Below are 24,837 nucleotides of genomic sequence, written 5' to 3'. Positions count from 1 at the left end.
GGCCTGTGACCGGTTATCCCCCTGAACAAACCGTGTCATTGCTCAGTCCTCGGCATGGCATTACGGAAATCATAGCCCTGGGGATGTTTTCACACAGCCTCGCCGAGGAGCGGCCACTTGAGCGGTGCCAGATCCATGACGTTTGAACAAGCCTCGGCATGAGGGTCGGGACTATCTACTGCCCTAAGAACAGTCCACGTCATAGTCAGTTGTCCGGCATCTTGCCGGGCCAGTTGACCGGATCAGACTGTTCTATTCCGACTTCCCCGCAGCATGGGCGAGCATTGCGTCGCCAATCTGATAGTTCTCGCGCGCTCTGAGCGCCTCACCAGCACCTCGAATGTCCTGCGCGTCCTTGCTCTGGCTCAGTTTGCTCTTACCGACCAGTCGCGTGATATCAATCTGCACGCCGACGATCGACTTGAGCAAGGTATCAATGTAGTCCCTCGGTGCGTCGGTCATTTTCCATGGCTCGGGTTGCGACGCCTCGTGCGTGCGGGTCAGCCGAGCGACCACGCCGCGCACGTATTTCTCGTCATCGTGAAAGTGGATGCGTCCATAGGCGTGGACGACGATGTAGTTCCAGGTCGGTACCTGCCTGTGGAACTCGTGTTTGCTCGGATACCAACTTGGGGAGATATAGGCATCTCCCGCACGAAAGACCACAAGCACTTCATCACCGTTTTCGACGTCCTGCCATATCGGGTTGGCTCGCGCGACATGAGCACGCAGCACGCCCAACTCACCTTCATTTGCTGCTAGTTCGAACGGAAGATGGTTGGCGTCCAACCCACTCTTCCCATGCGTAATCAGCGTACCAAACGGATGTTGTGCGATGTGGCCGTGCAGCATCTCGGTGCGCGGTTCATTGAAATCGGCTGGAATGTACATGTCGGTTCCGCTAGCTGACTGAGATGTCGAAGGTCATTGGTGCGTATTTGTTCTGTACGCATTGTGACGCTTGGATTGGCTTACGCCACGCATCCAATTTGGATAAATTTGTGGGGCAAGCAGCGCTTTACTCTCGATTGGCAATGGCGACAAATATCCCAAGGCAAAGCATGGTGACTCCGGATACTCGCGACAACAAACGTTCTCGTGTGGCTCTGGCAGCGCCCGACGCAACGAAGCGGCTTGCAGCAACAACAGCCAACAAATCTACGGTGCTATTGAGTACGACGCAGATGGTTCCGAGCAAGATGAACTGAGGCGCCAACGCATGTTCGGCGGACACGAACTGTGGAATGAAGGCCAGGAAGAACATCGCTGTCTTGACATTGAGCACCTCAACAATGATTCCATCCCTGAGAGCCTTGCGTGCTCCTGCTCGTTGAAGGGTCGGCAGCTCTGTAGATGAGGCGCGCGATGCAAGTATTTTGATTCCAAGGTAGATCAGGTAGGCCGCCCCAAGGTACTTCACGATTGAGTAGGCAAGAGCCGACTGAGCAATCAGTAGTGATAATCCGAGCGCAGCTGCCAAGACATGCACCATGCCGCCACCGGCGGTGCCGAGGGTGGACGCGATTCCTTCCGCCCTCCCGCCGGCAACGGTACGAGCAACAACATAGGCAGTCCCAGGCCCCGGGGTAATGGCTAGGAGTGTCGCGGCGAATAGGAAGGTAATGGATGGAAGCATTGCTGGGATCCTGCCTCTCTTACTGGGAATTTAAGCCAATGAGCTTTGAGTGAATGATTGCACCAGGCATCATGAGGTGCAGGCCCTTAGCCAGTTGATCGCCAGCTTCATGCAACGCCTCCAGCGGCATCGCCGGCAAGCTTTCCAGAATGAACCACATCTGCTTAGCTTCTGAGCCCAGCCTCGTCCTAACGCCCTGACGCCAGTTCCAACGACGACATGTCACCCCGACATCGTCACGCCAAACGACCTCCCCCGGTTCGGGCGACTCGTGGACCAACACGCCATCTTTCATGGTGTCAAACAACTCAGTTCCATCCGCAACGGCCAATCTAGGCATACCGACATAAGCCGCAAAATTCTCGCCGCCAACGGGAATGGCATATTGGATGCTGATGGCGTTGTAGAGATCAACAACAGGGTCAAGGCTTGGAAGGATGCCATCGCGCAGAACGCGTTTGCGCAAGGCCTCGGCTGAGCAGGGCGTACGCTGCGGCTTGGCATCAAACTTCCTGAACACATCAGCCCAGGCCAAGAGATGAGCCTCAGCCCAAATCGCATCGCCGGTAGCAAGCGATTTGCAGGCACGGTCTAGCGCTTCAGCGGCAATACCCGGGTTGACGATGTCGGAAGCTTCAACGCTGATGCTAAGCGCCCGGAAGCCGGGGGCTAGATTGGCGACGTTAGGATCGATTGACGGCAGGACGGACAGCATCGGAGAATTCTATAGTGACTGATTCATCCCATGATAGTGACCAATGACCAAAAAAGTCAATATATCGACCGACTTCGGCGCAGACGTGCAAACCGTCAGCGAAGCTGTTGCCAGCAGGCTCAAAGAACATAGGAAAAAGCAGAAGCTCTCCCTAGACGAGCTTTCTCGTCGCGCAGGCATCAGCAAAGGTATGTTGGTGGAGATAGAGAAATGCAATGCCAATCCCAGCATTGCTATCCTCTGCAAACTTTCAGCGGCCCTTGGTGTGTCGGTGGCCGATATCGTGAACGTGGCCAGCCCCCCCTTTGCTCATCTGATTGAGAGCAAGGACATCCCGACGCTATGGACTGGCCCCAAGGGGGGATCTGCCCGCTTGCTGGCTGGAACTAGCGGACCAAACATGATCGAACTGTGGCGCTGGGAGATGCTTCCTGGAGAGTTATTTGAGTCACCAGGTCACCCGCAAGGCACTTTCGAGTTGTTTCATGTTGAGGAGGGGGTGCTTAAGGTGAAAATAGACAAAACCGAACTCACAATCCCTGAAGGCTGCTCAGCAGTGGCAAGAACCGATGTGCCACATCACTATTCGAACGAGAGTGACAGCAAGCTTGTATTCACCATGACTGTCGCTGAGCTCCATCAATTGTCAACGACATTTTGAGTCATTCACGCCTTCTCCGATTCATCCATCCGTTCTGCCTGTGATGTGTGCGCGCAGCAGTGAACGCACATTCGCAGCATTTTTTTACTTCCATTAGGCGACGAGATCGAAGGGCCTTGGTCGATGGTGCGACAAAGGCCGTAGCGCGGGGTGAATCAGCGGCTAGAGCGGTCTTTCAAGTGTCAGGCAGATGATTCGGTGAACGGCTGCTGATGGACTGAGGGTGGACATCTGCTGCGCCAAAGCATGCGTCTGCTTTGGCCGGAGGCCGTGTGGAAACGCACAGAACTAATGCTGCTGAAGATGATTGCACCAGCCTCGCTCGGGTTGCCGATATCGGGCGCGCAGCACAAGCCAAGCTATTTGGACAGGCAAAAAGGCCCTTTCAGGCCGCTACTGCCGCCATTAATCCTGCCAATCCGATGATCTTCATGGCTCGCTTCATGTTGTAGACGAGCACATGCAAACTCATCTCGGTGCTGACCCGCTTCAGGGTTCGTGTCAGGAAGTGGGTTGCCCCCATCCAGTCCTTCAGTGTGCCAAATGGGTGCTCCACCGTCTGACGCCGTAGCTTCATCATTCCGGATTGGGTGTCCAGACGCTTCTGCATCTCTTCCAGCACAGCCTCGTGCTCCCAGCGTGTCACTCGACGATATGAGCTGGGCGTACATTGCTCCTTGAGCCCGCAACGGGGGCAATCTGAACTCCAGTACTTATGGATCAGTGCGCCACGTTCCGTCGTTGAGAACCGCCAGATCAACCGGCTACCTGCCGGGCAAACGTATTCGCCAGCAGCCGGATCAAACACAAAGTCCTCTTTGTCGAATCGGCCTTCAGCCTTGGCAGCGGAGGTCATCGGTTTCGACACCAACGGCACAATGCCGGCTTCAGCGCAGCCCCAGATCTCTTCCCCATGGAAGTAACCGCGGTCTGCAATGGCTTGAAGATTGGTCGCCTGCATCGCGTCTTTGGCCTGCTTGGCCATCTTCGCCAACTGACGACGATCACTGCCATGGTTGGTGACTTCGTGGGCAACAATGAGGTGATGCTGGGTATCGACCGCTGTTTGAACGTTGTAGCCGACCAGCCCGCGACTGGTGCTGGTGGCCATGGCTCGGGCATCCGGGTCTGTCAGCGAAATTTGCCCTGCGGGCTCTTGTTCCAGTTGCACCTGGATGTGCTTGAGCTTCTCCAGCCGGGCTTTCAACGTAGCCATTTTCTGCTGAAGCCGGTGTGTTCTAGCTTCAGCGATCTCGGGAGGCTGGCGATCTGCCGTTGCCATCGCCGCGAGATAGCGTTCGATGCAATGATCGATTTCCTGCAGGCGCTTCTCCAGCTTGCCACGCGTGAAGTTACGGTCATGGGCATTCACCGCCTTGAACTTGCTGCCATCAATGGCGACGACAGCCTGCGTGAACAGATTCAGCTCCCGACACAGCACGACAAACTGCCGGCAGACATTGCGTATGCCAGTACCGTTGTCGCGGCGAAAGTCGGCAATCGTCTTGAAGTCGGGAGAGAGCCGCCCAAGCAGCCACATCAGCTCGAGGTTGCGCTGCGTTTCTCGTTCAAGGCGGCGACTGGATGGAATCCGGTTGAGGTAACCGTAAATGTACAGCTTGAGCAAGACAGCGGGGTGGTAAGCCGGGCGTCCGGTGGCCTCAGGATCGACCCCGGTGAAGCCCAGGCCGCGCAGATCGAGCTGATCGACAAAGGCGTCAACAAACCGGACGGGATTATCATCGGCGACATAGTCATCGAGCAGCGCCGGCAGCAATGCGGCCTGCGACCTATGATCCCCCTGAACAAACCGTGTCATGGCTCAGTCCCCGGCGTGGCATTACGGACATCATAGTGGGGGGAGCGTTTTCACACAGCCTCGCCGAGCAGCGGTCGTTCGGAGCAACATCGGCGACCGTCTCCTCTTGGCCGAACTGAGACGGTTGCGGCCGGCCGGCGTTCCAACCGGAAGCGGTCGTCACCAAGCCAGTGCTCAGCTGACATAGCGAGACGATGCGGCAGATGCGCACCCGCCAGAGCGTTTCCGGGTGGAAGGTATAACTGCGTCACAGCCCACTCGTCGCTCTTATCCTTCGTCAGCCGGATCGTACGGTAAAACCTGCTCGTGTTCATCGGACTGGTTGCGCGCGACGATCGCCCTGGCGGGTGTAGTCACGCTCAAGTTGAATGGCTGGTGCGGCACACCGGGTGGAATAAAGAGAAAGTCACCCGCTTCGGTGACGACCGATTGGCGCAATCCAGGCCCGTATCGGGTCTCGACACGCCCCTCCAGCACGTAGATTCCCGTCTCATAGCCGCAGTGCACGTGGGGTTCGGCGTGTCCGCCTGCTGGAACGACGACGAGATACATTGACAAGCCTTTGGCGCCCGCGGTGATTGCAGAAATGCCCACGAAATAGGGCAAGCGCTGGCTCGTTGCAATTTCCCGATCGGGGTGCACCGTGACCAGGGTTACTTCCGCATCCTGTGAACCGTCTTGCATATGTGCTCCTTCCGAAACCCCGAGAAGACATCGCCGCGTGCGCTCGCTTCGATTCGACGCTTGGCGAGGCATATCGAGGCCCGGACTTCCTGACGTGAGATCTCGTGCATCGCCGGAAGCGCCGGACCCGGACGCGATTGGCCACCATCGACCGATACCGGACCGTCGTGCCTGTTCACATCACCTGTTCACATCAATAGAGCCCGGGAATCAGCCGCCATGTGCGTGCGCAGTAGGCATCGTATTCACCACCGAACTGCGTGCGCAGTAGCGCTTCCTCGGCGCGTATGCGCGCGATGAGCGGAGGGATAGTCAGCGCCGTCAGCAACACACCGACCCCCGAACGAAATGCGAGGGCCCACCCTAGCGAGTTGACGAGCAACCCCAGATAGCTGGGGTTGCGGATGGTACGGTATACACTGCTCGTGACCAGCGTATGCCCGGGCTGAATGGCTACCAGTCCGCTGAACCGGTAGCCGAGCACAAAGACTGGCCAGATCCGTAGCGCACCTCCGGCGATGTAGAGAACGATACCAAACCAACGCATGCTCTCGCCGTCGAGGGTCCACACCCCCAGCCGGTCCGTATAGGCCGGTAGGTAGGCGGCCAGCAGGCCGATCAGCCCAATGACAGGGAGAACCCAGCGGTTGGCCCTATCCTCACACTCACCAGAGCTCAGATTCCCGTCGGTGAAGGGCGCTATGCCAGCCATCACAATGGTTGCCATCGCAATGACAAGCAGGGCCGGGTGGGAGAAGAAGGCCGCAAATCCGCCCCAGCCGAGGACGGCAAGCCCGAGATAGGCAAGGGTCGACACCATGATAAAGAACGCCAATCTGAACGTGGTTCTCATGGCTTCCTCGCTTGGGAAATCTCACTCTACTAGCGTAGAACCAGTGCTCAATGGCCGCTCTTGGCCGGTCAGCGACCGTCAGCAGCTTGTCGAGCCTGGGAGGTGTCGGTTCCGGGTCCGGCGAGGGCAGGCCCACCTACGGCCGCAAGTACTGAGAGCATCAAGGTAGTCTTACGCATCGTTTCCTCGGTGACAGCTTGCGTTCGGAATGAGAGTGGGCTGGCGGAAAGTCATGGCTGATGAGTTCATCTCCGGATCGCCTATCGGACACCTCGCGGACATGGCAACTTTCTCAGCCATGCCCTCCGCTTGCCAAGCCTGTAACTAGCGCCCGTCTAGGCAACAGAGCCCACTGACCGGCCCACTAAGCGGGAAAGCGGACGCTCGGCGCTTCTCCTCGGTGTCCGAGCAAGCGAAGCGTCGCTATCGACGCGGGTGGTGGTTCCACCTAACGCTTTCTGTCAAGGAAGTCCCGAACCGCCTGGACGGTGGCCTCCGGCTGCTCCTCCATCAACCAATGACCGGCGTTGGGAATCACGAGCCCGGTCACGTTGTTGGCCGCGTTGCGCATCACGATGGCCTCGTTCGCACCAAAGGACTTCTCCCCGCCGATGGCCAACACCGGCATGCCGAGTTTGGTCGTGATCGATTTCAGGTTGTCCTCGGCGTCCTTAGGAATCGCCAGGAATTGTGCGAACGCCGAATGCATTGCGCCCGGCCGCGCGTACAGCTTGGCATAGTGGACCCGGGTCGCCTCGTCGACCTTGGCCGGATCGCCCGCGAACTCATTCCAGAAGCGGTCGAGGTAGATGCGTTCCCGGCCCTTGACGAGCCGTTCCGCATCGGGACCGCCGAATGAGAAGTGCCAGAGGGCAGGCATGCGAACGATTTGCTCCCAAGGCGGAACGCCGGGCACCGGCGCGTCCATGACCACGAGGCTATCGGTCTTGTCTGGGTAGCGCGCTGCATACGCATACGCGACCATGGTTCCGATGTCATGCCCGACAATATCGGAGCGATCGATGTTGAGCTTCGTGAGCACGGATCGGATGTCCGCCGCCTGGGTCCTCTTGTCGTAGCCGCTCTCGGGGTGCGACGACAGGCCCATCCCGCGAAGATCCGGCACGACCACGGTGTGGTCCTTTGCAAGGGCGACGGCCAGCGGTGTCCACATATCCCCCGTGTCGCCGAAGCCGTGGAGCAGGACGACGGCCGGGCCGCTACCGCCGACACGGACGTGCAGCGTGGCGCCATCGGTCTGAATCTCTTGTTGACGGAAGGCGATCGGATACTGCTTGACCTGTGCGTAGCCAGGCAGCGCCGTGACGATCGTGAGCACGATGGCTGCAAGCAATCTGAGCATGGTTTCTTTTCCTCGGTTGACAGGGCCGGCACTGCTGGCCCAGTACCTGTTAGGCCAGTAGTGCGAGGGTGATCGGCAGGGTTCATTGGGCCAGGAACTGGCGAGCCCCTGACTTTGCTCAGGTGCGAGTGATCGACGCACCGCCGTCGACCAAGGAGGCCGTGCCGGTCACGAAGGCCGAATCGTCCGAGGCCAGATACAGCACCGAACGGGCCAGTTCCTCGGCGCTGGCCACGCGCTTCAGGGCGTGCAGGTTGGTGATAAAGGCCTGTGATTCCGCCGTGCTGTTCATGCTGCGGTACATAGCCGTGTCCACCGCACCCGGCAGGATCGCGTTGACACGCACCCCCTGCGGTCCGAACTCGGCAGCCAGGGCCTGCGTCAGGCCGATCAGGCCCGACTTGCTAGCCGCGTAGGCCGCAACGCCCGGGAAGGCAAAGGTGTGGCCGACGAAGGTGGAAGTGAAGATCACCGAACCGCCGCCGTGCTTGAGCATTTCCGCGATCTGGTGCTTGGCGCCCAGGAAGGAACCGGTCAGGTTGATGGCGATGGCGTCATTCCAGCCTGCCTCGGACACACCGGTGCTCGGACCGGCTTCGCCCAGCGTGCCGGCGTTGTTGAAGGCGACATCCAGCCGGCCGTAGCGCTCGACCGCCAGTGCGACGAGCGCCTTGGCATAGTCCTCCGCGCGCACATCGCCAGCCAATGCGGCTGCTTCGCCGCCGGCCGCGCGGATCTGCGCGACCAGTTCGTCCAGCTCGCCCTGGCGCCGCGCACCGACGATGACCTTAGCCCCTTCGGCAGCGAACAGCTTCGCCGTGGCGCGGCCGATGCCGGCACTGGCACCGGTGACGATGGCGACTTTTTCAGATAGGCGTCCCATAGCGATCTCCTGATTGGCGCCGGGCGGACAGCATCCACCTTCGAGCGCTTTGATACTCATTGATTGACTTGCAAGCGGTAGCGAGGCTCGCGACATACACCCCGGCACTGGCTAGTGTCGGCATTGCCGGCTCACGTTCGCTGCTATAGATGAGTATGGTTTCCAGTCGCTGTTCACAGTAGGGTGCAGATCACGGAACTGCTTTTCGGGAGTGCCGAACAATGCTCAAGCTAGACGGTATTGCCAGCTTTGTGGCCATCGCGAAATCTGGCTCGATCAGCGAGGCGGCGCGGTGCTTGCATCTGTCTAAATCCGTGGTCAGTGAGCGGCTGGCCGAGGTCGAGCGAATGCTGGGCGCAAGCCTGCTGCATCGCACGACCCGCAAGGTCAGCCTCACCGAGGATGGGGCGGCGTTTCTGGAGAGAGCGGTACGCATCATGCGCGAGGTCGAAGAGGCGGCTGCCGACATTGCCGAGCGCCGCGGCAGCTTGTCGGGGCCCTTGCGCATTTCGGCCCCGGTCACGTTCGGTCGCATGCATCTGGGGCCGGCGCTCTATCCCTTTCTTGCCCAGCACCCCAAGCTGGAGCTGACGTTGGACCTAAATGACCGCCGTGTGGACGCGGCCGCCGACGGCTATGACGCCGTAGTCAGGCACGGGGCTTTGGCGGACTCGCGGCTAGTGGCCTGGCGGCTGGCGCCGAGCCGGCGCCAGCTGGTCGCGTCCCCCGACTATCTGGCGCGGCAGGGTAGCCCAGGCACGATGGACGAGTTGCAGAACCACCGCGGCATCTTCTATGTCAATCGGGGCGTGGCCGATTGGCGGTTCCAGGGCCAGGAAGGCGCACTGGTCGTTCGTGCACCCGTCGCATTGCGCGTCAATAACGGCGACATGATGCGCGACGCCGCCGTGGCGGGGCTGGGCATCGCGCTGCTGCCGACCTTTATCGCCGGCGCGGCGATCCAGGCCGGTGCCCTACAGGTGATCGACTTGGGTGCACAGGCGGCAGCCGAATCCATCTATGTGGCGCACCCTGAGGGCCGGCGTGCGTCGGCCAAGCTGCGGGCATTTGTTGAATGCATCCGCGAGGCCATCGGCGACCCGCCATACTGGGATGCATGGAGCCGTCCAGCGGGACGCGCCCCTTAGGCGCGACAGGGAAACTTGTAAGTCAGCTCATCAGCCCGGCATCGACCCGAAGCGGCTGTTCAACGTTTGGCGTGAGTGGAAGACGCCGGCGCAAGTTGCGCGGGTTACGCCTTCGGCTAACCCGCCCTCCCTACCAGCTTCAAACCCCGCCCAAGTAATCCATCTTGCCGATCTCCACGCCGTTGTGCCGCAAAATGCCGTAAGCGGTGGTCAGGTGAAAATAAAAGTTGGGCAGGGCAAAGCCAAACAGATAGGTTTGCCCAGTGAAATGGATTTCTTGGCTGGGCACTTTGAGGGTGACGGGGCGCTCCTCGCTGCCGTCAATTTGTTCCGGCGAGATGCTTTGCAAGAACGTCACGGTTTTGGCGATGCGTTCCTGCAACTCGGGAAAGCTGGTTTCGGTATCGGCGTAACTCGGCACTTCAACGCCGGCCAGGCGCGCGGCACAGCCCTTGGCTGTGTCGGAAACGCTTTGCACTTGGCGCACCAGTGGAAACATATCGGGGGCGAGCCTGGCGTTGATGAATACTTCCGGCGAGATAGCCTTCGCTTCCGCATGTGCGGCGGCCTTGTTGAGGATGGCCGTTAGATTAGTCAAGCCACGGATTAGCACCGGAATGGAAGCTTGGTACATGGAGAGAGACATGCGCTGGCTCCTGATAAGGAAGGATCAGGCGAGCGCCTGATCCTTGATCGTTAAGAGTGAAGATGCTGCTTGAGGCTAATTCACTTTGGCCGCCGCCGAATCGTCCCAGCCGCCGCCCAAGGCGCGGATAAACTCACCGTGGACCCCGCCTGCGCGCCAGACAATTGCGTAGTGGCAGTTGCGGCTGTGTTCGGCGTTCGATCACTTCAAGATAGCTGAAAGAGCCTTCCTGGTAGTGTAAGCGCGAGTTGCGCGGCGCGGCGGGAGGCTTTGACCGCCTCACCTTGCCCCTTGGTTTGTTCGTCCAGCAGGCGCAGGTCGTGTGAAGGGGCCAGACTTTCAGTTGGCCGTCACCCGCCTTTCCGGCCCCTGCAGCGCAAGGCCAGGCTGTTCTTGATGCGTGCAGCCCCCTCATCAGATAGTCAGGCAGCATTCATCCGAGTTGCCCCAACGACAAAACGCCTCCGTCCTGGAGCGCGTTCTGTCATCAACAAGCTGTTCAACAGGCGTTCGGGTGCCCGCCCGGCTGCCACAGGTCCGGGTTGGGGCCGGCGAGACCAGTCAGTCGGTGCAACAGCGTCTTCAGCGCCAGCGCGTCGGCGTCGCCGAGCGTCTGCAGCAGATCGGTCTCGCGCGCCTTGGCGGCGGCGATCAGCCGCAACGACAGCTCGCGGCCGCGCGCGCTCAATGCGTAGTGGCGCTCGCCGTCGTCGTCGACCGTCAACAGGCCACGCAGCACCAGGCTGTCGAGCCGCGCCTCGGACAGCAGGCAGTCGGTCAGTGCAATTAGCCGCGACAGCTCGGCGACCGTGGCGCGACCGCGGATGGTCAGCGTCGACAGCACGAAGTATTCGCCGTCGTCGAGGCCGTGCTGGCGTACCGCGTCGCGGATCGGCGCGTAGAACTGGAAGTAGGCGCGCCCCAACAGATAACCGAGATGATCGTCGTCGAAGCTACCGGCCAGGCGCTCCTGAGCCGGCGTGGCGCGGCCGGCGTCCTTGCTCGCCGCCAGCGCGTAGCGGCCGGCGTGGAACACCAGCGGGGTGGCGTCGCGGCGGTCGAACTCGACCACCTCGCCGACGAAGATGATGTGGTCGCCGCCCTCGTAACAGAAGCGGGTGCGGCACTGGAAACGCGCCGCGCAGCCGGGCAACAGCGGTAGGCCGGCGTGTCCGGCCTCCAGTTCGACGCCGGCGAACTTGTCCTCGCCGCTCTTGGCGAAGGCGTTCGATAGCGCCTCCTGTTCGGCCGACAGTACATGCACCGCCCAGTGCTCGGCGTCGGCGAACACCGGCATGCTGCGGGCGTTCTTCGCCAGGCCCCATAGCACCAGCGGCGGGTCGAGCGACACCGAGTTGAAGCTGTTGGCGGTCAGCCCGACCGGGCTGCCGTCCGGCGCACGGGTGGTGATCACTGTGACACCGGTGGCGAAGCTGCCGAGCGCGCTGCGGAATTCGCGGCGGTCGAAGGCGGAGGCGGACGCGACGGTTTCCATGCTGGTCTCCTTGCCCGGTATCAGGGCTGTGCGGGGGTGAGGCGGGACGTGACGATCAGCGGGTTGCCGGCTGGGTCGGCCAGCACCGCACGCCATTCGTGCGGACCCTGCTCGAGCGGCCGCAGCACGTGGCTGCCGGCGGCGGTTAGCCGGGCGATCGCGGCGGGTGCGTCGTCGACCCGGTAGACCGGTGCGGTGCGCTCGGTCAGGCGCTCGTCGCCGGCGGCCAGCGCCAGCGGCAAGGCGCCGGTGTCGAACAGGCAGAAGCGCGTACCGTCACGGAATTTCTCGCGGTAGCCGAACGCGTCGCGGTAGAAGTCGGCGGCGGCGGGCAGGTCGTCCACCGGCTGGATCAGCATGGTCAACTGCATGGCATGGCTCCTATCTGCAGGGTTGCTGACAGAGTGTGGGAGCGAGCAGGAACTGCGGCATCGTCCGAATGAACGTCGGAGAAAAGACGCGGCTTTAACGCGAGCGGAAGACGGGGGGCGAAGGTGTGGGGTGTGACGGCCGAACGAGCCGAGCGCCCGTCGTCGCACGAGTCAGGAAAACGCGGCGCGCGGCGAGTTTACTTTTTACGCCGGAAGTGGCTTGGCGCATGGCCAGTCCAGCGCAGGAAGGCGCGGCGGAACGCTTCTTCGCTGCTGAAGCCCAGATGGCCCGCCACTCGCCCGATCGACCAATCGGTATTCCGTAGGCCGCGCTCGGCCGCTTCGCGCAGGCAATGCTCGCGCAGCGCCTGGTAGCCGGCGCCCTCGGCGGTCAAGCGGCGCCGCAGCGTGGGCTCGCTGACGCCGAAACACTGGGCCACCTCGGCCAGCGTCGGCAGCGCGTGTTCACGGGCGAGCACCGCATCCAGAAACCCCCGTACCTGCTGTACCCAGGGCACCACGCTCGCCGGCGCGCCGATGAGCCGGAACGGAAAATCCACCAGGAACGGCTCCAACTCCGCAGGCTGTCGCACTATCGGTTGCGACAGCAAGGCGGCGTCGAAGGTGAAGCCGTAGGATTCCTGGCCAACGGCCACCGGGGCGTTGAAAAGGCCCAAGAAGGGCATGGCATCGTCACGGCGCGGATGCGCCAGGAAGACGCCAGTCGGATGCAATGGCTGGCCGATCAGCCAGCCGAACAGCTGCAGGTAGCAAAAGAGCCCGGTGAGGTCGACCAGGCAGGCCGCAGAGCTTTGCCTGTGCCGGAGCGAATCCATACGGAAGGTCGCGGTCCCGCCCTTTGTCTCAAGCTCGAGTGCGCCGGCGCGGGGGTACAGCATCGCGCAGAACTCGGCCGCGCAGCGCACCGCTTCGGCCAAGGTCCGACAGCTCAGCAGGCAGCGGCACATCAGGTCGACCTCCTGCTTGCGCATCGGTGGATGGCTGTCCCCTCGGGCCACCTGCACCTCCAAGCCTTCTATGGCGGCACGGTACAGCGCGACGAAGCGCTCCGCCGACAGCCGACCGTCCGGGGCCGGCTCCTGCGTCGCGATGTTGCTGCGTTTCAGTTCGTCCAATAACCGCGCCTCCAATCCGGGAGGAACATTTCGCAACGAGGAAGCCTTCCTGCGAGTTTTCATTTTGATCGCCGCGGTAGCTATTACTGATCGACACGGTAGGGGTCGGTTAGCCCAGACCCACCACATAATCCGTTCACCGGCTAAGCGATGCCGGGAAAGGAGAACCATGACGACCGATGTTAACCCCGCCGAATCGGGGCCGGCAAAGCCGTGCTCTTGGCAGCGGGCGATCCACGTGCTCGACGAAATCGTGCTGGACGCCGACCGTATTCCCGCCGTGCTTGCGCTGCTTGACGAACGCTACCTGTCCGGCTGCGGGCCACGGGGTCTCACTCTGCTTAATCGCTGGGTGTCGCCGCCGGTGGCCGTGTCCGACGCGCCCAACACCCTCTGGCTGTTGTGGCAGGTGCCGGGCGTCTACGCCTACTACGGCATGCGCAGTACCGCCGGCGCCGACGTACTCGGCTTCTGGTCCGCGGTAGACGAGCTTTGCCAACTGCGCCGCCGCCACGTGATGACGTGCGCGGAAGAGCCGTTATCGCAAGCGATGGAGCATGAAGATGCGGCATGAAACGGCACAGATCTATCTCGCCGCCGGCGCCGATGCGACCGCGTTCGAGCGCGAACTGCATGCACAGGCCCAGGTGCTGCCCGGCGTGCGCCGCGTCGAGCTCGGCCGCAATCTGCAGGGCAGCTGGGGGGTCGGCGACTACACGCTGGACCTGCACTTCGAGTCAGTGACACCGAGTTCGGCCAACGCGGCGAGCCTGGCCCCATTGAAAGGCGTCGCGCGGATCGACCGCGTCGCGTACCGCCGGCTGGCCGGGAGCCTGCGTTCGGCCAACCTTCGGGGCGGGATCTGGCGCACCCTGCTGTTCCGCGTCCGCCCGCAAGCGCGCGAGGAACACGTCGCCGCGCTAGAGCGCGATCTGCTGCGCATGCCGCAGTACATGCCGGGAATTCGTAATTGGCAGCTCAGTCGCGTCACATCGGCAAGCCGGTGGACTCACGTCTGGCAACAAGAGTTCGCCTGCGTCGACGATCTGCTCGGCGAGTACCTGACCCATCCTTTCCACTGGGGCCGGGTGGATCGCTGGTTCGATGTCGAGTGTCCCGAGTGGACGGTAGAGGCCATTTCCCATGCGTTCTGTCCGCTCGCATCGAGCATCCTGGCCCATTCCGCCAGCGCAGGGGAGTCCGCATGATCGCTACCACTTCGCGTCCTCTTTCTTGCACGGCTCCCCGGCCGATACCTGGCCACCGTTACCCATCTGACGGCCTGCCGTCCCCAGGCATCCCGGACTGGGTCGTCCGGATTCCAAGCTACATGAATATTGAGGAGACACTGCGATGCGTGCTGTTGTAATCGATCGGGTCGGTGGTTCGGACGTATTGAGGGTTGCCGACGTTCCAACGCCTGAACCGGGCGCGGGTGAAGTCCTGATCCGGGTCGCCTGTGCCGGCGTCAATCCAGCCGACTGGAAATGCCGGGAGGGCTACCTGAGCCCTTTCCTGAACTATGCATTTCCGTTCGTCATCGGTTTTGACGTGGCGGGGACCGTGGCCGCCGTCGGCGCCGGTGTCGAGGGCTTCACCGAGGGCATGAGGGTCTTCGCGCAAACCGACGTCGGCGCCGGCAAATGGGGCTCGTACGCCGAATACGCGACCGTCTCCCAGGATTCCGTTGTGCGCATGCCGGACAAGCTGAGCTTTGCTCAGGCTGCCGCGGTCCCGACGCCAGCGCTGGCGGCCTGGGCCGGCCTGTTCGACGACGGGGGCCTCGCGGCCGGGCAGAAGGTCCTGATCCACGGTGGAGCCGGAGCCGTCGGTTCCTTTGCGATTCAGTTTGCCAAACTGGCCGGCGCGTGCGTGGCCGCGACCTGCGGGGCGTACAACATGGAGTACGTCGGCGCGCTCGGCTGCGACCGGGGCATAGACTACCGCGCGGCAGACATGCTGGCGGCGGTGCGCGACTGGTCTGTCGATGGGGTCGACATGGTGCTGGATGCCGTGGGCTGCGGAACGCTGCCGATGGGTCTGGACATGTTAAGGCCCGGTGGGATCCTCGTCGGGATCCTGACGCTGGCCAACGGCGATGCCGGCCCTGATCACGAGGAGGCGGTGAGGCGCGGGCTGCGCACCGCGGTGGCTTACAGCAAGATGCCGAGCGGTGCCCGGCTCGGCGAGATCGCCGCGCTGCTCGCCAGCGAACAAGTGCGCCCGCCCCGCTTCGAAACAATGCCGCTCGATCAGGTGGCGCAGGCGCTGGACCGGGTCCAGTCCGGTGCCGCCAGGGTGAAGCTGGTGTTGCAGGTCGCGGACTAGATGGGCTGACCCGGCTCATCGAGTCGTCATTATTGCCGTGGCCGCCCGCAACAGGACGGCCGCGGCGCATGTCTATCAGGCTGGTCGATCCTGCACGGCAATGCGGGCCCGCCGTTACTCCGAATGGACGATGTTGGCGGGGGAGTGGCTGGGCAAGAATCGTCGCCAGAGGTAACGGTACGGCCCGCCCCGGCGCGCCCCGGAGCCCGCGACGGACAATCTAGCCAAAGGATGGGCACATGAAATTCTCCCTGATCTATGAAGCGCAGACGGTCGATGACTCGCGTCTGGGCGATCGCCGGGTGTTCGACGAGATCGTCGAGCAGGTGGAGTTGGCCGAACAGATGGGTTTCGACGTGGTGTGGTGCGTCGAGCACACCTCGCTGACCAACTATGCGCACATGAGCGCGCCGGAAACCTTCCTCGCCTTCATCGCCGGGCGCACCAAGCGCATCGAACTCGGCCACGGCGTGGTCTGCCTGCCGCCGGCGATGAACCATCCGATCAAGGTGGCCGAGCGCATCGCGACGCTCGACCTGCTGTCCAAGGGCCGGGTGCACTTCGGCGTCGGCAAGGGCGGCAGCCAGCAGGAGGCCGGTGCGTTCGGCTACGACCTGGCCGAGCTGCACCCGATGGTCGACGAGGCGATGTATCTGATCCCGAAGATGTTCGTGCAGGACGAGATCGAGCACCACGGCGACTTCATCAAGATCCCGAAGCGGCCGATCCACCCGAAGCCGTACCAGGAGCCGCACCCGCGCATGTATATGGCGTGTACCAACACCGACACGCTCGCGCGCGCCGGCCAGCGCGGCATGGGTGCTCTGGTGCTCGGCTTCGGCGGCCCGGACGAGGTGGCGAAGAAGAACAAGGTCTACCGCGACGCCTGGGAGAGCCGCAAGCCGGAGCAGCAGGTCGGCTATCGCCCGCACCAGCACCTGGCGGCGCTGTGTCCGACCATCGTGCTGGACGACGGCAAGCAGGCGCGCCAGATCGGCATCCGCGGCCAGCGCTACTTCATGGAATCGCTCGCCTACTGGTACGCCGGCGGCGAGCGCCCGGACCCGGCGCAATGGCAGGACGACCTGACCCAGGCGACCAGCGGTGAGATGGTGATCAAGTCGCGCTTCGCGTCCGAAGAGGTGGTGGTCGATTTCTCCGATCCGGCACTGGCGATGATGAACCCGAACCACGCCTACGGCACGGTCGAGGACTGCATCGGTTATGTGCAGCGCCTGAAGGAAGCCGGCGCCGACGAGATCCTGTTCATCTGCCAGATGGGCACGGTGCCGCAGTGGGCGCAGCTGGAAACGATCCGCAACATCGGCAAGTACGTGATCCCGCATTTCCGCGGCAAGTGAGTTTTTGCAGCAACTAGCGCGGGCCGTCTCCTGGCCGCGTTAGCCCTCTCTCCGCCTTGGGTGGTCATGGTAGGAGTGTTTACGGCAACCGTTTTCGACGGTTGCCGATTTTTTTTTGGACGGGCGGGCGGCAAGGTTGGCCGAAAGGGCGGTTCGCTGTTCAGTCCGGCAGCAGGGCGCCGCCTTCGCTCAGGTGCACCGCCTTGAGGTCCTCGATGAACGCCGCGACGATGTCCGTATGGCGGTTCAACTTGCGGGTCACCATGTGGAACGGCACCTCGTAGTGGAAGCGCGCCGGGTTGAGCGCACGCAGCAGGCCCTGCTCGATATACGGTCTGGCGAAGTGCTCCGGCAGATAGCCCAGGTGATGGCCCGACAGGATGAACACCGCGACCGCTTCCATATTGTCGGCGACCGCGGTGATGCTATTGGGCGGCAGCGACAGCTGCGCCTCGGGCAGCGGGTAGGAGCGCCACGCCCATTCGTGCTCGGTCACCTCGTCGAGCTGCAGGTCGCCGGCCCGCTCGAACAGCGGGTGACCGAGGCCGCAGTAGGCGATCTGCCGTTCGACGAACAACTGCGTGTAGCTCAGGCTGGTGACCCGGTGCCAGAAGTAGCCGACCGCCACCTCGATCTCGCCGCTCAGCAGTTTTTCTTCCAGATCGCCCGGTGCGCGCACCGAGATCGAGAACCGCACCGCCTGGCTGCGTTGGCGGAAGCGGGCTATCGCCTGGCTGATGCGCGCGTTCTCGCTCATCGGCGTGTGGCCGATCAGGCCCAGGTGCAGCGTGCCGACCAGCTGCTGGCCCATATTGCGCGCCCGCTCGCCGACGTCGTCGACCACGGCCAGCAATTCGCGCGCCAGATCGACCATGCGCTCGCCGCGCGGGGTCAGGCGAAAGCCGCTGCGGCCGCGCTCGCACAGCCGGTAGCCGAGCCGGGTTTCCAGCGTGGACAACTGGGCGCTGATGGTGGACTGGCCGACGTTGAGCGTGGTCTGCGCCGGGGTGACGCCGCCGGCGTCGACCACGGCCAGAAACACGTGCAACAGCCGCAAATCCAGATCGCTAATCGTTCTGAGCATGAGTCCTCCTCGTGGTGTGAGACGACCGCCGCCATGGCCGGATCGATACATTGATTTTTATCAATGTAAACATGATGCATTGCGTATTCTACTTTTCGCTGTACGCCACATACTACTGAAAAACCACCGAACTAGGTGTTTTGACAAACTTCGATGTGGATGATGGAGAGCAGCGATGAGCAATGAGTACAACCAACCTCAAGGCGGCAACGAGATGCCGCGTTTCGGCGGCATCGCCAGCATGATGCGCTTGCCGCAGCAGGCGAGCAGCCAGGGGCTGGATGCCTGTTTCGTCGGCGTGCCGTTCGACCTGGGTACGTCGAACCGCACCGGCACCCGCTTCGGTCCGCGCCAGATCCGCGCCGAGTCGGTGCTGCTGCGCCCCTACAATATGGCGACGCGCGCCGCGCCGTTCGACTCGCTGCAGGTCGCCGACATCGGCGACGTCGCCACCAACCCCTACAACATGCACGATTCGATAGACCGGATCGAGCAAGCCTACGACGAGATCATTGCCGGCGGCTGCCGCCCGATCACGCTGGGCGGCGACCACACCATCGCGCTGCCTATCCTGCGCGCGATGCGCAAGAAGTACGGCAAGGTCGGCGTGGTGCACGTGGATGCGCACGCCGATGTGAACGACACCATGTTCGGTGAGAAGATCGCGCACGGCACGCCGTTCCGCCGCGCGGTGGAAGAGGGCCTGCTCGATTGCAACCGGGTGATCCAGATCGGCCTGCGCGGCACCGGCTACGCCGCCGAGGACTTCGACTGGTGCCGCGAGCAGGGCTTCCGCGTGGAGCAGGCCGAGGACTGCTGGGGCAAGTCGCTGGCGCCGCTGATGCGCGAGGTGCGCGAGATGATGGGCGACGGCCCGGTGTACCTGAGCTTCGACATCGACGGCATCGACCCGGCCTTCGCCCCGGGCACCGGCACACCGGAGATCGCCGGCCTGACCGTCCCGCAGGCGCTGGAAATCATCCGTGGCCTGAAGGGGCTCGACCTGGTCGGCGCCGATCTGGTCGAGGTGTCACCTCCGTACGACCCGCTCGGCACCACCGCCTTGCTCGGTGCGAACCTCGCCTTCGAGATGCTGTGCGTGCTGCCTGGCGTGAAGTACCGCGATTAAGCCCGGGGATAAGCGATGAGCCTGACTCAACAAGTATTGCAAGCGGCCGACGCGCTGGTGCAGGCCTTTGGCCGTCACGACAGCGACGCCTACTTCGCCGCGTTTTCGCCCAATGCGACCTTCGTCTTCCATACGCTGCCGCAGCGCCTGGACAGCCGCGCCGCCTACCAGGCCGAGTGGCGCAACTGGGAGCGCGATTTCGGCTTCCGAGTCATCCGTTGCGCTTCCAGCGAGCAGCAGGTGCAATGGGCGGGCGAGGCGGCGCTGTTTACCCATACGGTGGAGACGGTGGTCGCCATCGACGGGGTCGAGCAAGCCATGCGCGAGCGCGAAACCATCGTCTTCCAACGCGACGCGGCTCAGCGCTGGCTGGCCGTGCACGAACACCTGTCGCCCTTACCGCAGGAGTGAGCGATGTCTCCGATTGACGGCATTTTTATCGATGGCCGCTGGCAGGCCGGCAACGGCACCGTACTCGAGGTGGTCGACCCGGCGACGGGGCGTGCCATCGCGCAGGTCTCGGGCGGCGATGCCGTCGCGATCGAGGCGGCGGCCCGGGCGGCCAAGCGCGCCTTCCCGGCCTGGAAGCGCACCCCGGCGCGCCAGCGCGGCGAGGTATTGCGTGCCATTGCCCGCCAGGTGGAGTCGGCGCGCGAACGGCTGGTGGCGCTGCAGATGCAGTGCAACGGCAAGCCGCGCTTCGAGGCCGAGCTGGACGTGGGCGACGTGATCGCCACCTTCGACTACTACGCCGAGTGCTGCGAAACCGGCGCCGGCCTGGCGCAAAGCCCGGTGGCGCTGCCCGACGAGGCGTTCAGCGCCCGGGTGCGCTTCGAGCCGGTCGGCCCGGTCGGCCTGATCGTGCCGTGGAATTTCCCGATGGTGACCAGCGCTTGGAAACTGGCCCCGGCGCTGGCGGCCGGCTGCACCGTGGTACTCAAGCCCTCCGAGCTGACCCCGCTGACCGAAATCGAGCTGGTGAAGATCGCGCAGCAGGCCGGCCTGCCGGACGGCGTGCTCAACCTGGTCTGCGGCGCGGGGCCGGAGGTGGGGGCGGCGCTGGTGGCGCACCCGGCCATCGCCAAGCTGTCGTTCACCGGCAGCAATAAAGTGGGCCAGGCGGTGATGCAGGCGGCGGCCGAGCGGGTGGCGCGCGTCAGCCTGGAGCTGGGCGGCAAGTCGGCACTGATCGTGCTCGACGACGCCGATCTCGACCAGGCGGTGAGCCTGGCGCTCGGCGGGGCGTTCTTCAACGCCGGCCAGATGTGTTCGGCCACCTCGCGCATCCTGGTGGCGCGTGCGCTGTACCCCGATTTCATCGAGCGCTTCCGCGAGGCTGCCGATGCGCTCAAGGTCGGCGGCCCGGACGAGGCGGTCGAGATGGGCCCGCTGATCAGCCGCGCGCAGCAACGGCGCGTGCTGGGCTTCATCGAGCAAGGGTTGGCCGAAGGCGGTCTGCTGCTGAGCGACGGTCGCCGCCACGCGCAGCCATCGGACGGCTACTTCATCGGCCCGACCATCTTCACCGACCTCCCCGATGACAGCGTGCTGTGGCGCGAGGAGATCTTCGGCCCGGTGGCCTGCGTGCGCAGCTTCGTTAACGACGCCGAAGCCGTCGACATTGCCAACGACAGCGACTTCGGCCTGGTGGCGACCATCGTCGGCGGCGATGCCGAACACACCGAGCAGGTGGCAGCCGAGCTGGACGTGGGGCTGGTGTGGATCAACAGCCCGCAGGTGATTTTCCCGCATACCGCCTGGGGCGGTTTCAAACAGAGCGGCATCGGCCGCGAGCTCGGGCCATGGGGCCTGCGCGCTTTCCAGGAGATCAAGCATGTCGTTGCCAGCGCGGTGATCTGATCCGGCGCTGGCGCTTCAAGGCAGCACCCGCCTCATCATACGGACACCCACACAAAAACCCGGGGTCCGCCTATAGTCTGCAAGGAGAAACCCATCATGACGCAGCAATCGGGAAGTCACGCCGCATCGCGCGGCGGCATCGAAGTGCGCTCGATCGACTACGTGCCCGAGCACGAACGGCACGGCAAGGTCAAAGACCAGGGGCCATTCTGGTTCCTGGGCAATTTCCAATTCTTCACCATCGCCATCGGCTTCATCGGCCCGAGCATGGGCCTGTCGCTGGGCTATACCGCGCTGGGCGGCATCATCGGCATCCTGTTCGGCACCTTGTTCATGGCCTTTCACGCCTCGCAGGGCGCGGAACTGGGCCTGCCGCAGATGATCCAGTCGCGTGCCCAGTTCGGCTATCGCGGCGTGGCGCTGGTGCTGATCGGCACCTTGTTCACCTTCGTCGGCTTCAATGTGGTCGACGTGGTGCTGATGGCCAGCGGCCTGCACGGCATCTTCGGCTGGAATACGGTCGCCATCACCATCGTCACCTCGCTGATCGGCATGCTGCTGGCGATCTACGGGCACGACTGGCTGCATCGCGTATTCAAGTGGATCTTCTATCTGAGCCTACCGCTCTACATCATCCTGAGCGCGGCGATCCTGATGGGCGGGGCGGGCGGCAAGGTGCCGACGGCCGGCGGCTTCACCTGGGTGGCGTTCGCGGCCCAGATCGCCGCCAGCGCCAGCTACAACATCACCTACGCGCCGTACGTGTCCGACTACTCGCGCTACCTGCCGCGCCACACCCCGGCGCGCTCGATCATCGCCTCGGTGTTCGGGGGCGCGGCGAGCTCGGCGATCTGGCTGATCGTGCTCGGCGCGTGGCTGGCGACCCGCCTGGGTGCCTCGGATGGCCTCGTGGCGCTGTACAGTTCCGGCAACGCGGTGTTCCACGGCTTCGGTGCGCTGATCGCGCTGTCGTCGATCGCCGCGATGGTGGCCACCATGGGTCTGAACGCCTATAGCGGCATGCTGACCGTGGTGACCGCGCTCGACTCGCTGCGCAAGGTGACGCCGACCCGCTCGCTGCGCGTGGTGGTGATCGTGGCGTTGACCGTGCTGTGGGGCGGCATCGCGCTGGCCACCAGCGTCAACGCGATCAATATGCTGTTCGCCGCGCTGACCATCATGCTGTATCTGCTGGTGCCCTGGACCGCGGTCAACCTGGTCGACTACTTCTGCGTGCGCCGTGGCCGCTACGCGATCACCCACCTGTTCACCCCCAACGGCATCTACGGCGCCTGGGGCGCGCGTGGCCTGATCGCCTATACCATCGGCTTCGTCGCGACCATCCCGTTCTTCGTGCTGCCCGAGGTGTACAGCGGGCCGATCGCCAAGCTGCTGGGCGGCGTGGATATCGGTTGGCTGGTCGGGCTGCTGGTGTCGGGTATCAGCTACTACGCGCTGAGCCGCTCGCTGGACGTGGAGGCGGAACAATCGGCCATTCTGGCGAGCGAACGGGCGTTGGGTACCTTGAGCACCGTCCCACCCTCCGATAGCGATGGCAAAACCATCCCGGCGTTAACCGCCTAAGCGCATTGGCCATGCCGCTCACCTGACGGAGGCGGCATTTTCTTGGGAGTACCATGAATACCGTTGCCATTCGTTTGTTCCAAGCCAGCTGCCGCGATGGGGATGTCGCGTTCAACCTCGCTAAAGCGCTTCGCGCGATCGCCGACTGCGGCGCTCAGGCCGACCTGCTGGTGTTTCCGGAGACCTTCATTCCCGGCTTTCCGACCCCGGACAACATCGCAACGTTGGCCGAACCGCTGAACGGCCCCTCCGTCACGGCGATCCGGGCGGCGGCCAAGGCCGCCGGCGTGAGCGTGGTGTTCGGCTTCGCCGAGGAGGACGGAGGCCGGTTCTTCAACACCGCCTTGCTCGTCGATGCCGAGGGCGAGGTGCTGCTCAAGTACCGCAAATCGCACCTCTACGAGTCCGACGCCGGCGTCTTCGAGCCGGGGCATGAGTATCCGGTGTGCGACTGGCGGGGCAGCAGGCTCGGGCTGTTGATCTGCTTCGACATCGAGTTCCCGGAGTCGGTCCGCGCGCTGGCCCGTAACGGCGCCGAGCTGATCATCGTCCTCGACGGCATGATGGAGCCCTATGACCATGTCCACCGCACCATGTTGCCGGTGCGGGCGATGGAGAACCAGCTGTTCATCGCGCTGTGCAATCGGGTGGGGCAGGGGGAGCGTTATCGGTTCTGCGGGCAGAGCCAGGTCGTCGATCCACAGGGCCAGAACCTGGTCATTGCCTCTGCCTCCGAGGAGGCCGTCGTCGAGGTGACGCTGGATCTGTCCGCAGTGACCGAAGCGCGGGCGGAGTACTGCTACCTGGAGTTGGCCGGGGATGTCGGCCAGTGAGACCGTGGGCCTGATCACGAGCCCGCTCGAGATTGCCACAGGGCGCCAAGCCGATCGATACGGGGCTTGGCGTTTTTTTGTTGAGGCTGCAACCAAGGTTGGCCGAATAGTCATGCTTTCGACCAACCTTGCTCTCAACAAAGCCCCTGTCATCCCGGGCAAAGAAAGAAGCCTGGCGCCATTCCCGCCGAGCAGGGAACGTTCCGGGGGTACTCGAGCGCCAATTGATCGCGGGCCTTTAGTGGTTCTAGCTCGTCCCTTTATGTCGCGGTTGGCATCTGCGTGGGGGTTGCCGGGAAGAACTGCCGATACCAATTGCGCAGCTGGAACAGCGGCCCGTCGCCGTCACAGAGCAGCGGGTTAGGGCGGTAAATCTTCTTCTGCCAAATCACCACATCCTGGTCGAACGCGTCATGGGCGTACTGCGCATATTCCCGGGCGATCGCATCGGTATCCGGCAGTGCGGGGTCGCGCTCGATCTTGATGCCGTAGCAGACGTCCACATGCGCGGTATCGATCGGGGTATGGATATTGACCTGCTTGCTCGCGTAGGTCCCGCCCATCGTGACATGCTGCACACCCGGGCCGAAATAGGTCGCCTCGGTCATCAGCTTCTTACCGAGGGTCGGGTGGCCCCCGATCATCGATGTCTGCGACGCGACGTGGCCATCGAAGTGGACGGCGATTTCCTCGATCGGCGAGCCATGCACATAAGTGAAGTGCGGCGTATCCACCAGGTTTTCGATGATCTCCTTGCCTTGTGTGCGGACGCGCCAACGCTTGAAATACCACTTGGTCCAGCCCGGCGCGCCGTTCATCGCCTTGTCCAGTGGCAGCTCCCAGCTCGGCGCGCCGCCGTCGGGGTCGAACCAGATATGGACGATCTGATTGACCTCGCGCACCGGGTGGGTCCGCAGCGCCCCCTGTTTGGCTTTCGGCGGAATGCGCGTGGCGTAGGGAATATCGACGCATTGCCCCGTCTGTGAGAATTTCCATTCATGGAACGGACAGACAATCGAGTCGCCCTGGCATTTGCCGTCACCTAAGTGCGCGCCAAGATGGGGGCAGAACGCATCGACAATCGCGACTTCGCCGTTTTCGCCGCGAAACGCGACGAGCTCCTGGTCGAAATAGCGGAGCGACTTTATCTCACCGACCCGAATTTCGTCGGAGAACAACACGCCGAACCAGCCGCGTGGAAACTTGCCCGCAAAGAAATCCTCTGACATACGCTCCTCCATTTATCAA

25 protein-coding genes are annotated in these 24,837 nt (G+C 63.2%); 11 read left to right on the top strand and 14 right to left on the bottom strand.

The features are described from left to right. Nucleotides 1–252: 252 nt before the first annotated feature. The 3 genes from ACZ2IA_RS14080 to ACZ2IA_RS14070 all read right to left on the bottom strand — a co-directional run bounded on the left by ACZ2IA_RS14080 (nucleotide 253) and on the right by ACZ2IA_RS14070 (nucleotide 2,351). Entirely contained in the window at nucleotides 253–891 is a 639-nt protein-coding gene (locus ACZ2IA_RS14080) for an FMN-binding negative transcriptional regulator (RefSeq protein WP_470293216.1), read from the bottom strand. Between the two features lie 127 nt (nucleotides 892–1,018). Further along, complete coding sequence (locus ACZ2IA_RS14075) at nucleotides 1,019–1,636, bottom strand: LysE family translocator (RefSeq protein WP_470293215.1); 618 nt, start codon at nucleotides 1,634–1,636, stop codon at nucleotides 1,019–1,021. Nucleotides 1,637–1,655: 19 nt separating this feature from the next. After that, the gene (locus ACZ2IA_RS14070; RefSeq protein WP_470293214.1) at nucleotides 1,656–2,351 is read right to left on the bottom strand and encodes a B3/B4 domain-containing protein; all 696 of its coding nucleotides are present in this window, start codon (nucleotides 2,349–2,351) and stop codon (nucleotides 1,656–1,658) included. 43 nt (nucleotides 2,352–2,394) lie between these two features. On the opposite strand from ACZ2IA_RS14070, the gene ACZ2IA_RS14065 reads away from it, so the two are divergent. Then, nucleotides 2,395–3,012, top strand: coding sequence for an XRE family transcriptional regulator (locus ACZ2IA_RS14065; RefSeq protein WP_470293213.1), 618 nt, complete (start codon nucleotides 2,395–2,397; stop codon nucleotides 3,010–3,012). Nucleotides 3,013–3,397: 385 nt separating this feature from the next. Here the strand turns inward: ACZ2IA_RS14065 and ACZ2IA_RS14060 are convergent, their stop codons facing one another. The 5 genes from ACZ2IA_RS14060 to ACZ2IA_RS14040 all read right to left on the bottom strand — a co-directional run bounded on the left by ACZ2IA_RS14060 (nucleotide 3,398) and on the right by ACZ2IA_RS14040 (nucleotide 8,614). After that, nucleotides 3,398–4,831 (bottom strand): IS1182 family transposase, encoded by a 1,434-nt coding sequence (locus ACZ2IA_RS14060; RefSeq protein WP_470293212.1) that lies wholly within the window; start codon nucleotides 4,829–4,831, stop codon nucleotides 3,398–3,400. A 267-nt stretch (nucleotides 4,832–5,098) separates the two neighbouring features. Then, on the bottom strand, nucleotides 5,099–5,515 hold the full coding sequence (locus tag ACZ2IA_RS14055; protein ID WP_470293211.1) for a cupin domain-containing protein: 417 nt from the start codon (nucleotides 5,513–5,515) through the stop codon (nucleotides 5,099–5,101). 193 nt (nucleotides 5,516–5,708) lie between these two features. Then, on the bottom strand, nucleotides 5,709–6,368 hold the full coding sequence (locus ACZ2IA_RS14050; protein ID WP_470293210.1) for a methyltransferase family protein: 660 nt from the start codon (nucleotides 6,366–6,368) through the stop codon (nucleotides 5,709–5,711). Nucleotides 6,369–6,816: 448 nt separating this feature from the next. Continuing rightward, nucleotides 6,817–7,731 carry an alpha/beta fold hydrolase gene (locus tag ACZ2IA_RS14045; protein ID WP_470293209.1) on the bottom strand — a complete coding sequence of 305 codons (915 nt, stop codon included), beginning with the start codon at nucleotides 7,729–7,731 and terminating at the stop codon, nucleotides 6,817–6,819. Between the two features lie 118 nt (nucleotides 7,732–7,849). Beyond that, nucleotides 7,850–8,614: an SDR family oxidoreductase gene (locus tag ACZ2IA_RS14040; RefSeq protein WP_470293208.1), complete on the bottom strand. Its 765-nt coding sequence runs from the start codon at nucleotides 8,612–8,614 to the stop codon at nucleotides 7,850–7,852. A 221-nt stretch (nucleotides 8,615–8,835) separates the two neighbouring features. Here ACZ2IA_RS14040 and ACZ2IA_RS14035 point away from each other — a divergent pair, with 221 nt between their 5' ends. Next, a complete protein-coding gene (locus ACZ2IA_RS14035; protein WP_470293207.1) occupies nucleotides 8,836–9,762 on the top strand; it encodes a LysR family transcriptional regulator in 927 nt (308 codons plus the stop codon). Nucleotides 9,763–9,901: 139 nt separating this feature from the next. On the opposite strand, the gene ACZ2IA_RS14030 is transcribed toward ACZ2IA_RS14035, so the two are convergent. The 4 genes from ACZ2IA_RS14030 to ACZ2IA_RS14015 form a co-directional block, all read right to left on the bottom strand. Beyond that, on the bottom strand, nucleotides 9,902–10,408 hold the full coding sequence (locus ACZ2IA_RS14030) for a DUF1993 domain-containing protein (protein WP_470293206.1): 507 nt from the start codon (nucleotides 10,406–10,408) through the stop codon (nucleotides 9,902–9,904). Nucleotides 10,409–10,907: 499 nt separating this feature from the next. Continuing rightward, nucleotides 10,908–11,903, bottom strand: coding sequence for a flavin reductase (locus tag ACZ2IA_RS14025; RefSeq protein WP_470293205.1), 996 nt, complete (start codon nucleotides 11,901–11,903; stop codon nucleotides 10,908–10,910). 20 nt (nucleotides 11,904–11,923) lie between these two features. Then, a complete protein-coding gene (locus ACZ2IA_RS14020) occupies nucleotides 11,924–12,274 on the bottom strand; it encodes a VOC family protein (protein ID WP_470293204.1) in 351 nt (116 codons plus the stop codon). A 197-nt stretch (nucleotides 12,275–12,471) separates the two neighbouring features. Then, on the bottom strand, nucleotides 12,472–13,410 hold the full coding sequence (locus tag ACZ2IA_RS14015; RefSeq protein ID WP_470293203.1) for an AraC family transcriptional regulator: 939 nt from the start codon (nucleotides 13,408–13,410) through the stop codon (nucleotides 12,472–12,474). Nucleotides 13,411–13,579: 169 nt separating this feature from the next. Between ACZ2IA_RS14015 and ACZ2IA_RS14010 the strand changes: the two genes are divergently transcribed. The 4 genes from ACZ2IA_RS14010 to ACZ2IA_RS13995 all read left to right on the top strand — a co-directional run bounded on the left by ACZ2IA_RS14010 (nucleotide 13,580) and on the right by ACZ2IA_RS13995 (nucleotide 17,099). After that, nucleotides 13,580–13,984 carry a hypothetical protein gene (locus ACZ2IA_RS14010; RefSeq protein ID WP_470293202.1) on the top strand — a complete coding sequence of 135 codons (405 nt, stop codon included), beginning with the start codon at nucleotides 13,580–13,582 and terminating at the stop codon, nucleotides 13,982–13,984. Beyond that, the gene (locus tag ACZ2IA_RS14005; protein ID WP_470293201.1) at nucleotides 13,968–14,618 is read left to right on the top strand and encodes a Dabb family protein; all 651 of its coding nucleotides are present in this window, start codon (nucleotides 13,968–13,970) and stop codon (nucleotides 14,616–14,618) included. Before ACZ2IA_RS14010 ends, ACZ2IA_RS14005 begins: the two co-directional genes overlap by 17 nt. Nucleotides 14,619–14,763: 145 nt before the next feature. Next, nucleotides 14,764–15,738 carry an NADP-dependent oxidoreductase gene (locus tag ACZ2IA_RS14000; protein ID WP_470293200.1) on the top strand — a complete coding sequence of 325 codons (975 nt, stop codon included), beginning with the start codon at nucleotides 14,764–14,766 and terminating at the stop codon, nucleotides 15,736–15,738. 239 nt (nucleotides 15,739–15,977) lie between these two features. Continuing rightward, nucleotides 15,978–17,099, top strand: coding sequence for an LLM class flavin-dependent oxidoreductase (locus tag ACZ2IA_RS13995; protein WP_470293199.1), 1,122 nt, complete (start codon nucleotides 15,978–15,980; stop codon nucleotides 17,097–17,099). 160 nt (nucleotides 17,100–17,259) lie between these two features. On the opposite strand, the gene ACZ2IA_RS13990 is transcribed toward ACZ2IA_RS13995, so the two are convergent. Further along, the gene (locus ACZ2IA_RS13990; RefSeq protein WP_470293198.1) at nucleotides 17,260–18,183 is read right to left on the bottom strand and encodes a LysR family transcriptional regulator; all 924 of its coding nucleotides are present in this window, start codon (nucleotides 18,181–18,183) and stop codon (nucleotides 17,260–17,262) included. A gap of 175 nt (nucleotides 18,184–18,358) precedes the next feature. Between ACZ2IA_RS13990 and speB the strand changes: the two genes are divergently transcribed. The 5 genes from speB (at nucleotide 18,359) to ACZ2IA_RS13965 (ending at nucleotide 23,589) form a co-directional block, all read left to right on the top strand. Continuing rightward, nucleotides 18,359–19,312 carry an agmatinase gene (gene speB / locus ACZ2IA_RS13985; RefSeq protein ID WP_470293197.1) on the top strand — a complete coding sequence of 318 codons (954 nt, stop codon included), beginning with the start codon at nucleotides 18,359–18,361 and terminating at the stop codon, nucleotides 19,310–19,312. Between the two features lie 15 nt (nucleotides 19,313–19,327). Then, nucleotides 19,328–19,723: a YybH family protein gene (locus ACZ2IA_RS13980; RefSeq protein WP_470293196.1), complete on the top strand. Its 396-nt coding sequence runs from the start codon at nucleotides 19,328–19,330 to the stop codon at nucleotides 19,721–19,723. 3 nt (nucleotides 19,724–19,726) lie between these two features. Continuing rightward, on the top strand, nucleotides 19,727–21,172 hold the full coding sequence (locus ACZ2IA_RS13975) for an aldehyde dehydrogenase family protein (protein WP_470293195.1): 1,446 nt from the start codon (nucleotides 19,727–19,729) through the stop codon (nucleotides 21,170–21,172). Between the two features lie 96 nt (nucleotides 21,173–21,268). Further along, nucleotides 21,269–22,756, top strand: a complete 1,488-nt coding sequence (locus tag ACZ2IA_RS13970) for a purine-cytosine permease family protein (protein WP_470293194.1) — start codon at nucleotides 21,269–21,271, stop codon at nucleotides 22,754–22,756. A gap of 53 nt (nucleotides 22,757–22,809) precedes the next feature. Beyond that, nucleotides 22,810–23,589 carry a carbon-nitrogen hydrolase family protein gene (locus ACZ2IA_RS13965; protein ID WP_470293193.1) on the top strand — a complete coding sequence of 260 codons (780 nt, stop codon included), beginning with the start codon at nucleotides 22,810–22,812 and terminating at the stop codon, nucleotides 23,587–23,589. Nucleotides 23,590–23,849: 260 nt separating this feature from the next. On the opposite strand, the gene ACZ2IA_RS13960 is transcribed toward ACZ2IA_RS13965, so the two are convergent. Continuing rightward, nucleotides 23,850–24,818, bottom strand: coding sequence for a 3-ketosteroid-9-alpha-monooxygenase, oxygenase component (locus ACZ2IA_RS13960; RefSeq protein ID WP_470293192.1), 969 nt, complete (start codon nucleotides 24,816–24,818; stop codon nucleotides 23,850–23,852). Nucleotides 24,819–24,837: the final 19 nt, after the last annotated feature.

This window comes from Crenobacter sp. CS_VA4, from assembly GCF_055597485.1.
Note: the sequence above shows the minus strand (reverse complement) of the source record. Positions and strands in the feature narration are given on the sequence as shown.

What these genes read in the sequence shown, in the direction of transcription:
- ACZ2IA_RS14080 (WP_470293216.1), bottom strand. Translation starts at nt 891, where the DNA reads ATGTACATTCCAGCCGATTTCAATGAACCGCGCACCGAGATGCTGCAC.
- ACZ2IA_RS14075 (WP_470293215.1), bottom strand. Translation starts at nt 1,636, where the DNA reads ATGCTTCCATCCATTACCTTCCTATTCGCCGCGACACTCCTAGCCATT.
- ACZ2IA_RS14070 (WP_470293214.1), bottom strand. Translation starts at nt 2,351, where the DNA reads ATGCTGTCCGTCCTGCCGTCAATCGATCCTAACGTCGCCAATCTAGCC.
- ACZ2IA_RS14065 (WP_470293213.1), top strand. Translation starts at nt 2,395, where the DNA reads ATGACCAAAAAAGTCAATATATCGACCGACTTCGGCGCAGACGTGCAA.
- ACZ2IA_RS14060 (WP_470293212.1), bottom strand. Translation starts at nt 4,831, where the DNA reads ATGACACGGTTTGTTCAGGGGGATCATAGGTCGCAGGCCGCATTGCTG.
- ACZ2IA_RS14055 (WP_470293211.1), bottom strand. Translation starts at nt 5,515, where the DNA reads ATGCAAGACGGTTCACAGGATGCGGAAGTAACCCTGGTCACGGTGCAC.
- ACZ2IA_RS14050 (WP_470293210.1), bottom strand. Translation starts at nt 6,368, where the DNA reads ATGAGAACCACGTTCAGATTGGCGTTCTTTATCATGGTGTCGACCCTT.
- ACZ2IA_RS14045 (WP_470293209.1), bottom strand. Translation starts at nt 7,731, where the DNA reads ATGCTCAGATTGCTTGCAGCCATCGTGCTCACGATCGTCACGGCGCTG.
- ACZ2IA_RS14040 (WP_470293208.1), bottom strand. Translation starts at nt 8,614, where the DNA reads ATGGGACGCCTATCTGAAAAAGTCGCCATCGTCACCGGTGCCAGTGCC.
- ACZ2IA_RS14035 (WP_470293207.1), top strand. Translation starts at nt 8,836, where the DNA reads ATGCTCAAGCTAGACGGTATTGCCAGCTTTGTGGCCATCGCGAAATCT.
- ACZ2IA_RS14030 (WP_470293206.1), bottom strand. Translation starts at nt 10,408, where the DNA reads ATGTCTCTCTCCATGTACCAAGCTTCCATTCCGGTGCTAATCCGTGGC.
- ACZ2IA_RS14025 (WP_470293205.1), bottom strand. Translation starts at nt 11,903, where the DNA reads ATGGAAACCGTCGCGTCCGCCTCCGCCTTCGACCGCCGCGAATTCCGC.
- ACZ2IA_RS14020 (WP_470293204.1), bottom strand. Translation starts at nt 12,274, where the DNA reads ATGCAGTTGACCATGCTGATCCAGCCGGTGGACGACCTGCCCGCCGCC.
- ACZ2IA_RS14010 (WP_470293202.1), top strand. Translation starts at nt 13,580, where the DNA reads ATGACGACCGATGTTAACCCCGCCGAATCGGGGCCGGCAAAGCCGTGC.
- ACZ2IA_RS14005 (WP_470293201.1), top strand. Translation starts at nt 13,968, where the DNA reads ATGAAGATGCGGCATGAAACGGCACAGATCTATCTCGCCGCCGGCGCC.
- ACZ2IA_RS14000 (WP_470293200.1), top strand. Translation starts at nt 14,764, where the DNA reads ATGCGTGCTGTTGTAATCGATCGGGTCGGTGGTTCGGACGTATTGAGG.
- ACZ2IA_RS13995 (WP_470293199.1), top strand. Translation starts at nt 15,978, where the DNA reads ATGAAATTCTCCCTGATCTATGAAGCGCAGACGGTCGATGACTCGCGT.
- ACZ2IA_RS13990 (WP_470293198.1), bottom strand. Translation starts at nt 18,183, where the DNA reads ATGCTCAGAACGATTAGCGATCTGGATTTGCGGCTGTTGCACGTGTTT.
- speB (WP_470293197.1), top strand. Translation starts at nt 18,359, where the DNA reads ATGAGCAATGAGTACAACCAACCTCAAGGCGGCAACGAGATGCCGCGT.
- ACZ2IA_RS13980 (WP_470293196.1), top strand. Translation starts at nt 19,328, where the DNA reads ATGAGCCTGACTCAACAAGTATTGCAAGCGGCCGACGCGCTGGTGCAG.
- ACZ2IA_RS13975 (WP_470293195.1), top strand. Translation starts at nt 19,727, where the DNA reads ATGTCTCCGATTGACGGCATTTTTATCGATGGCCGCTGGCAGGCCGGC.
- ACZ2IA_RS13970 (WP_470293194.1), top strand. Translation starts at nt 21,269, where the DNA reads ATGACGCAGCAATCGGGAAGTCACGCCGCATCGCGCGGCGGCATCGAA.
- ACZ2IA_RS13965 (WP_470293193.1), top strand. Translation starts at nt 22,810, where the DNA reads ATGAATACCGTTGCCATTCGTTTGTTCCAAGCCAGCTGCCGCGATGGG.
- ACZ2IA_RS13960 (WP_470293192.1), bottom strand. Translation starts at nt 24,818, where the DNA reads ATGTCAGAGGATTTCTTTGCGGGCAAGTTTCCACGCGGCTGGTTCGGC.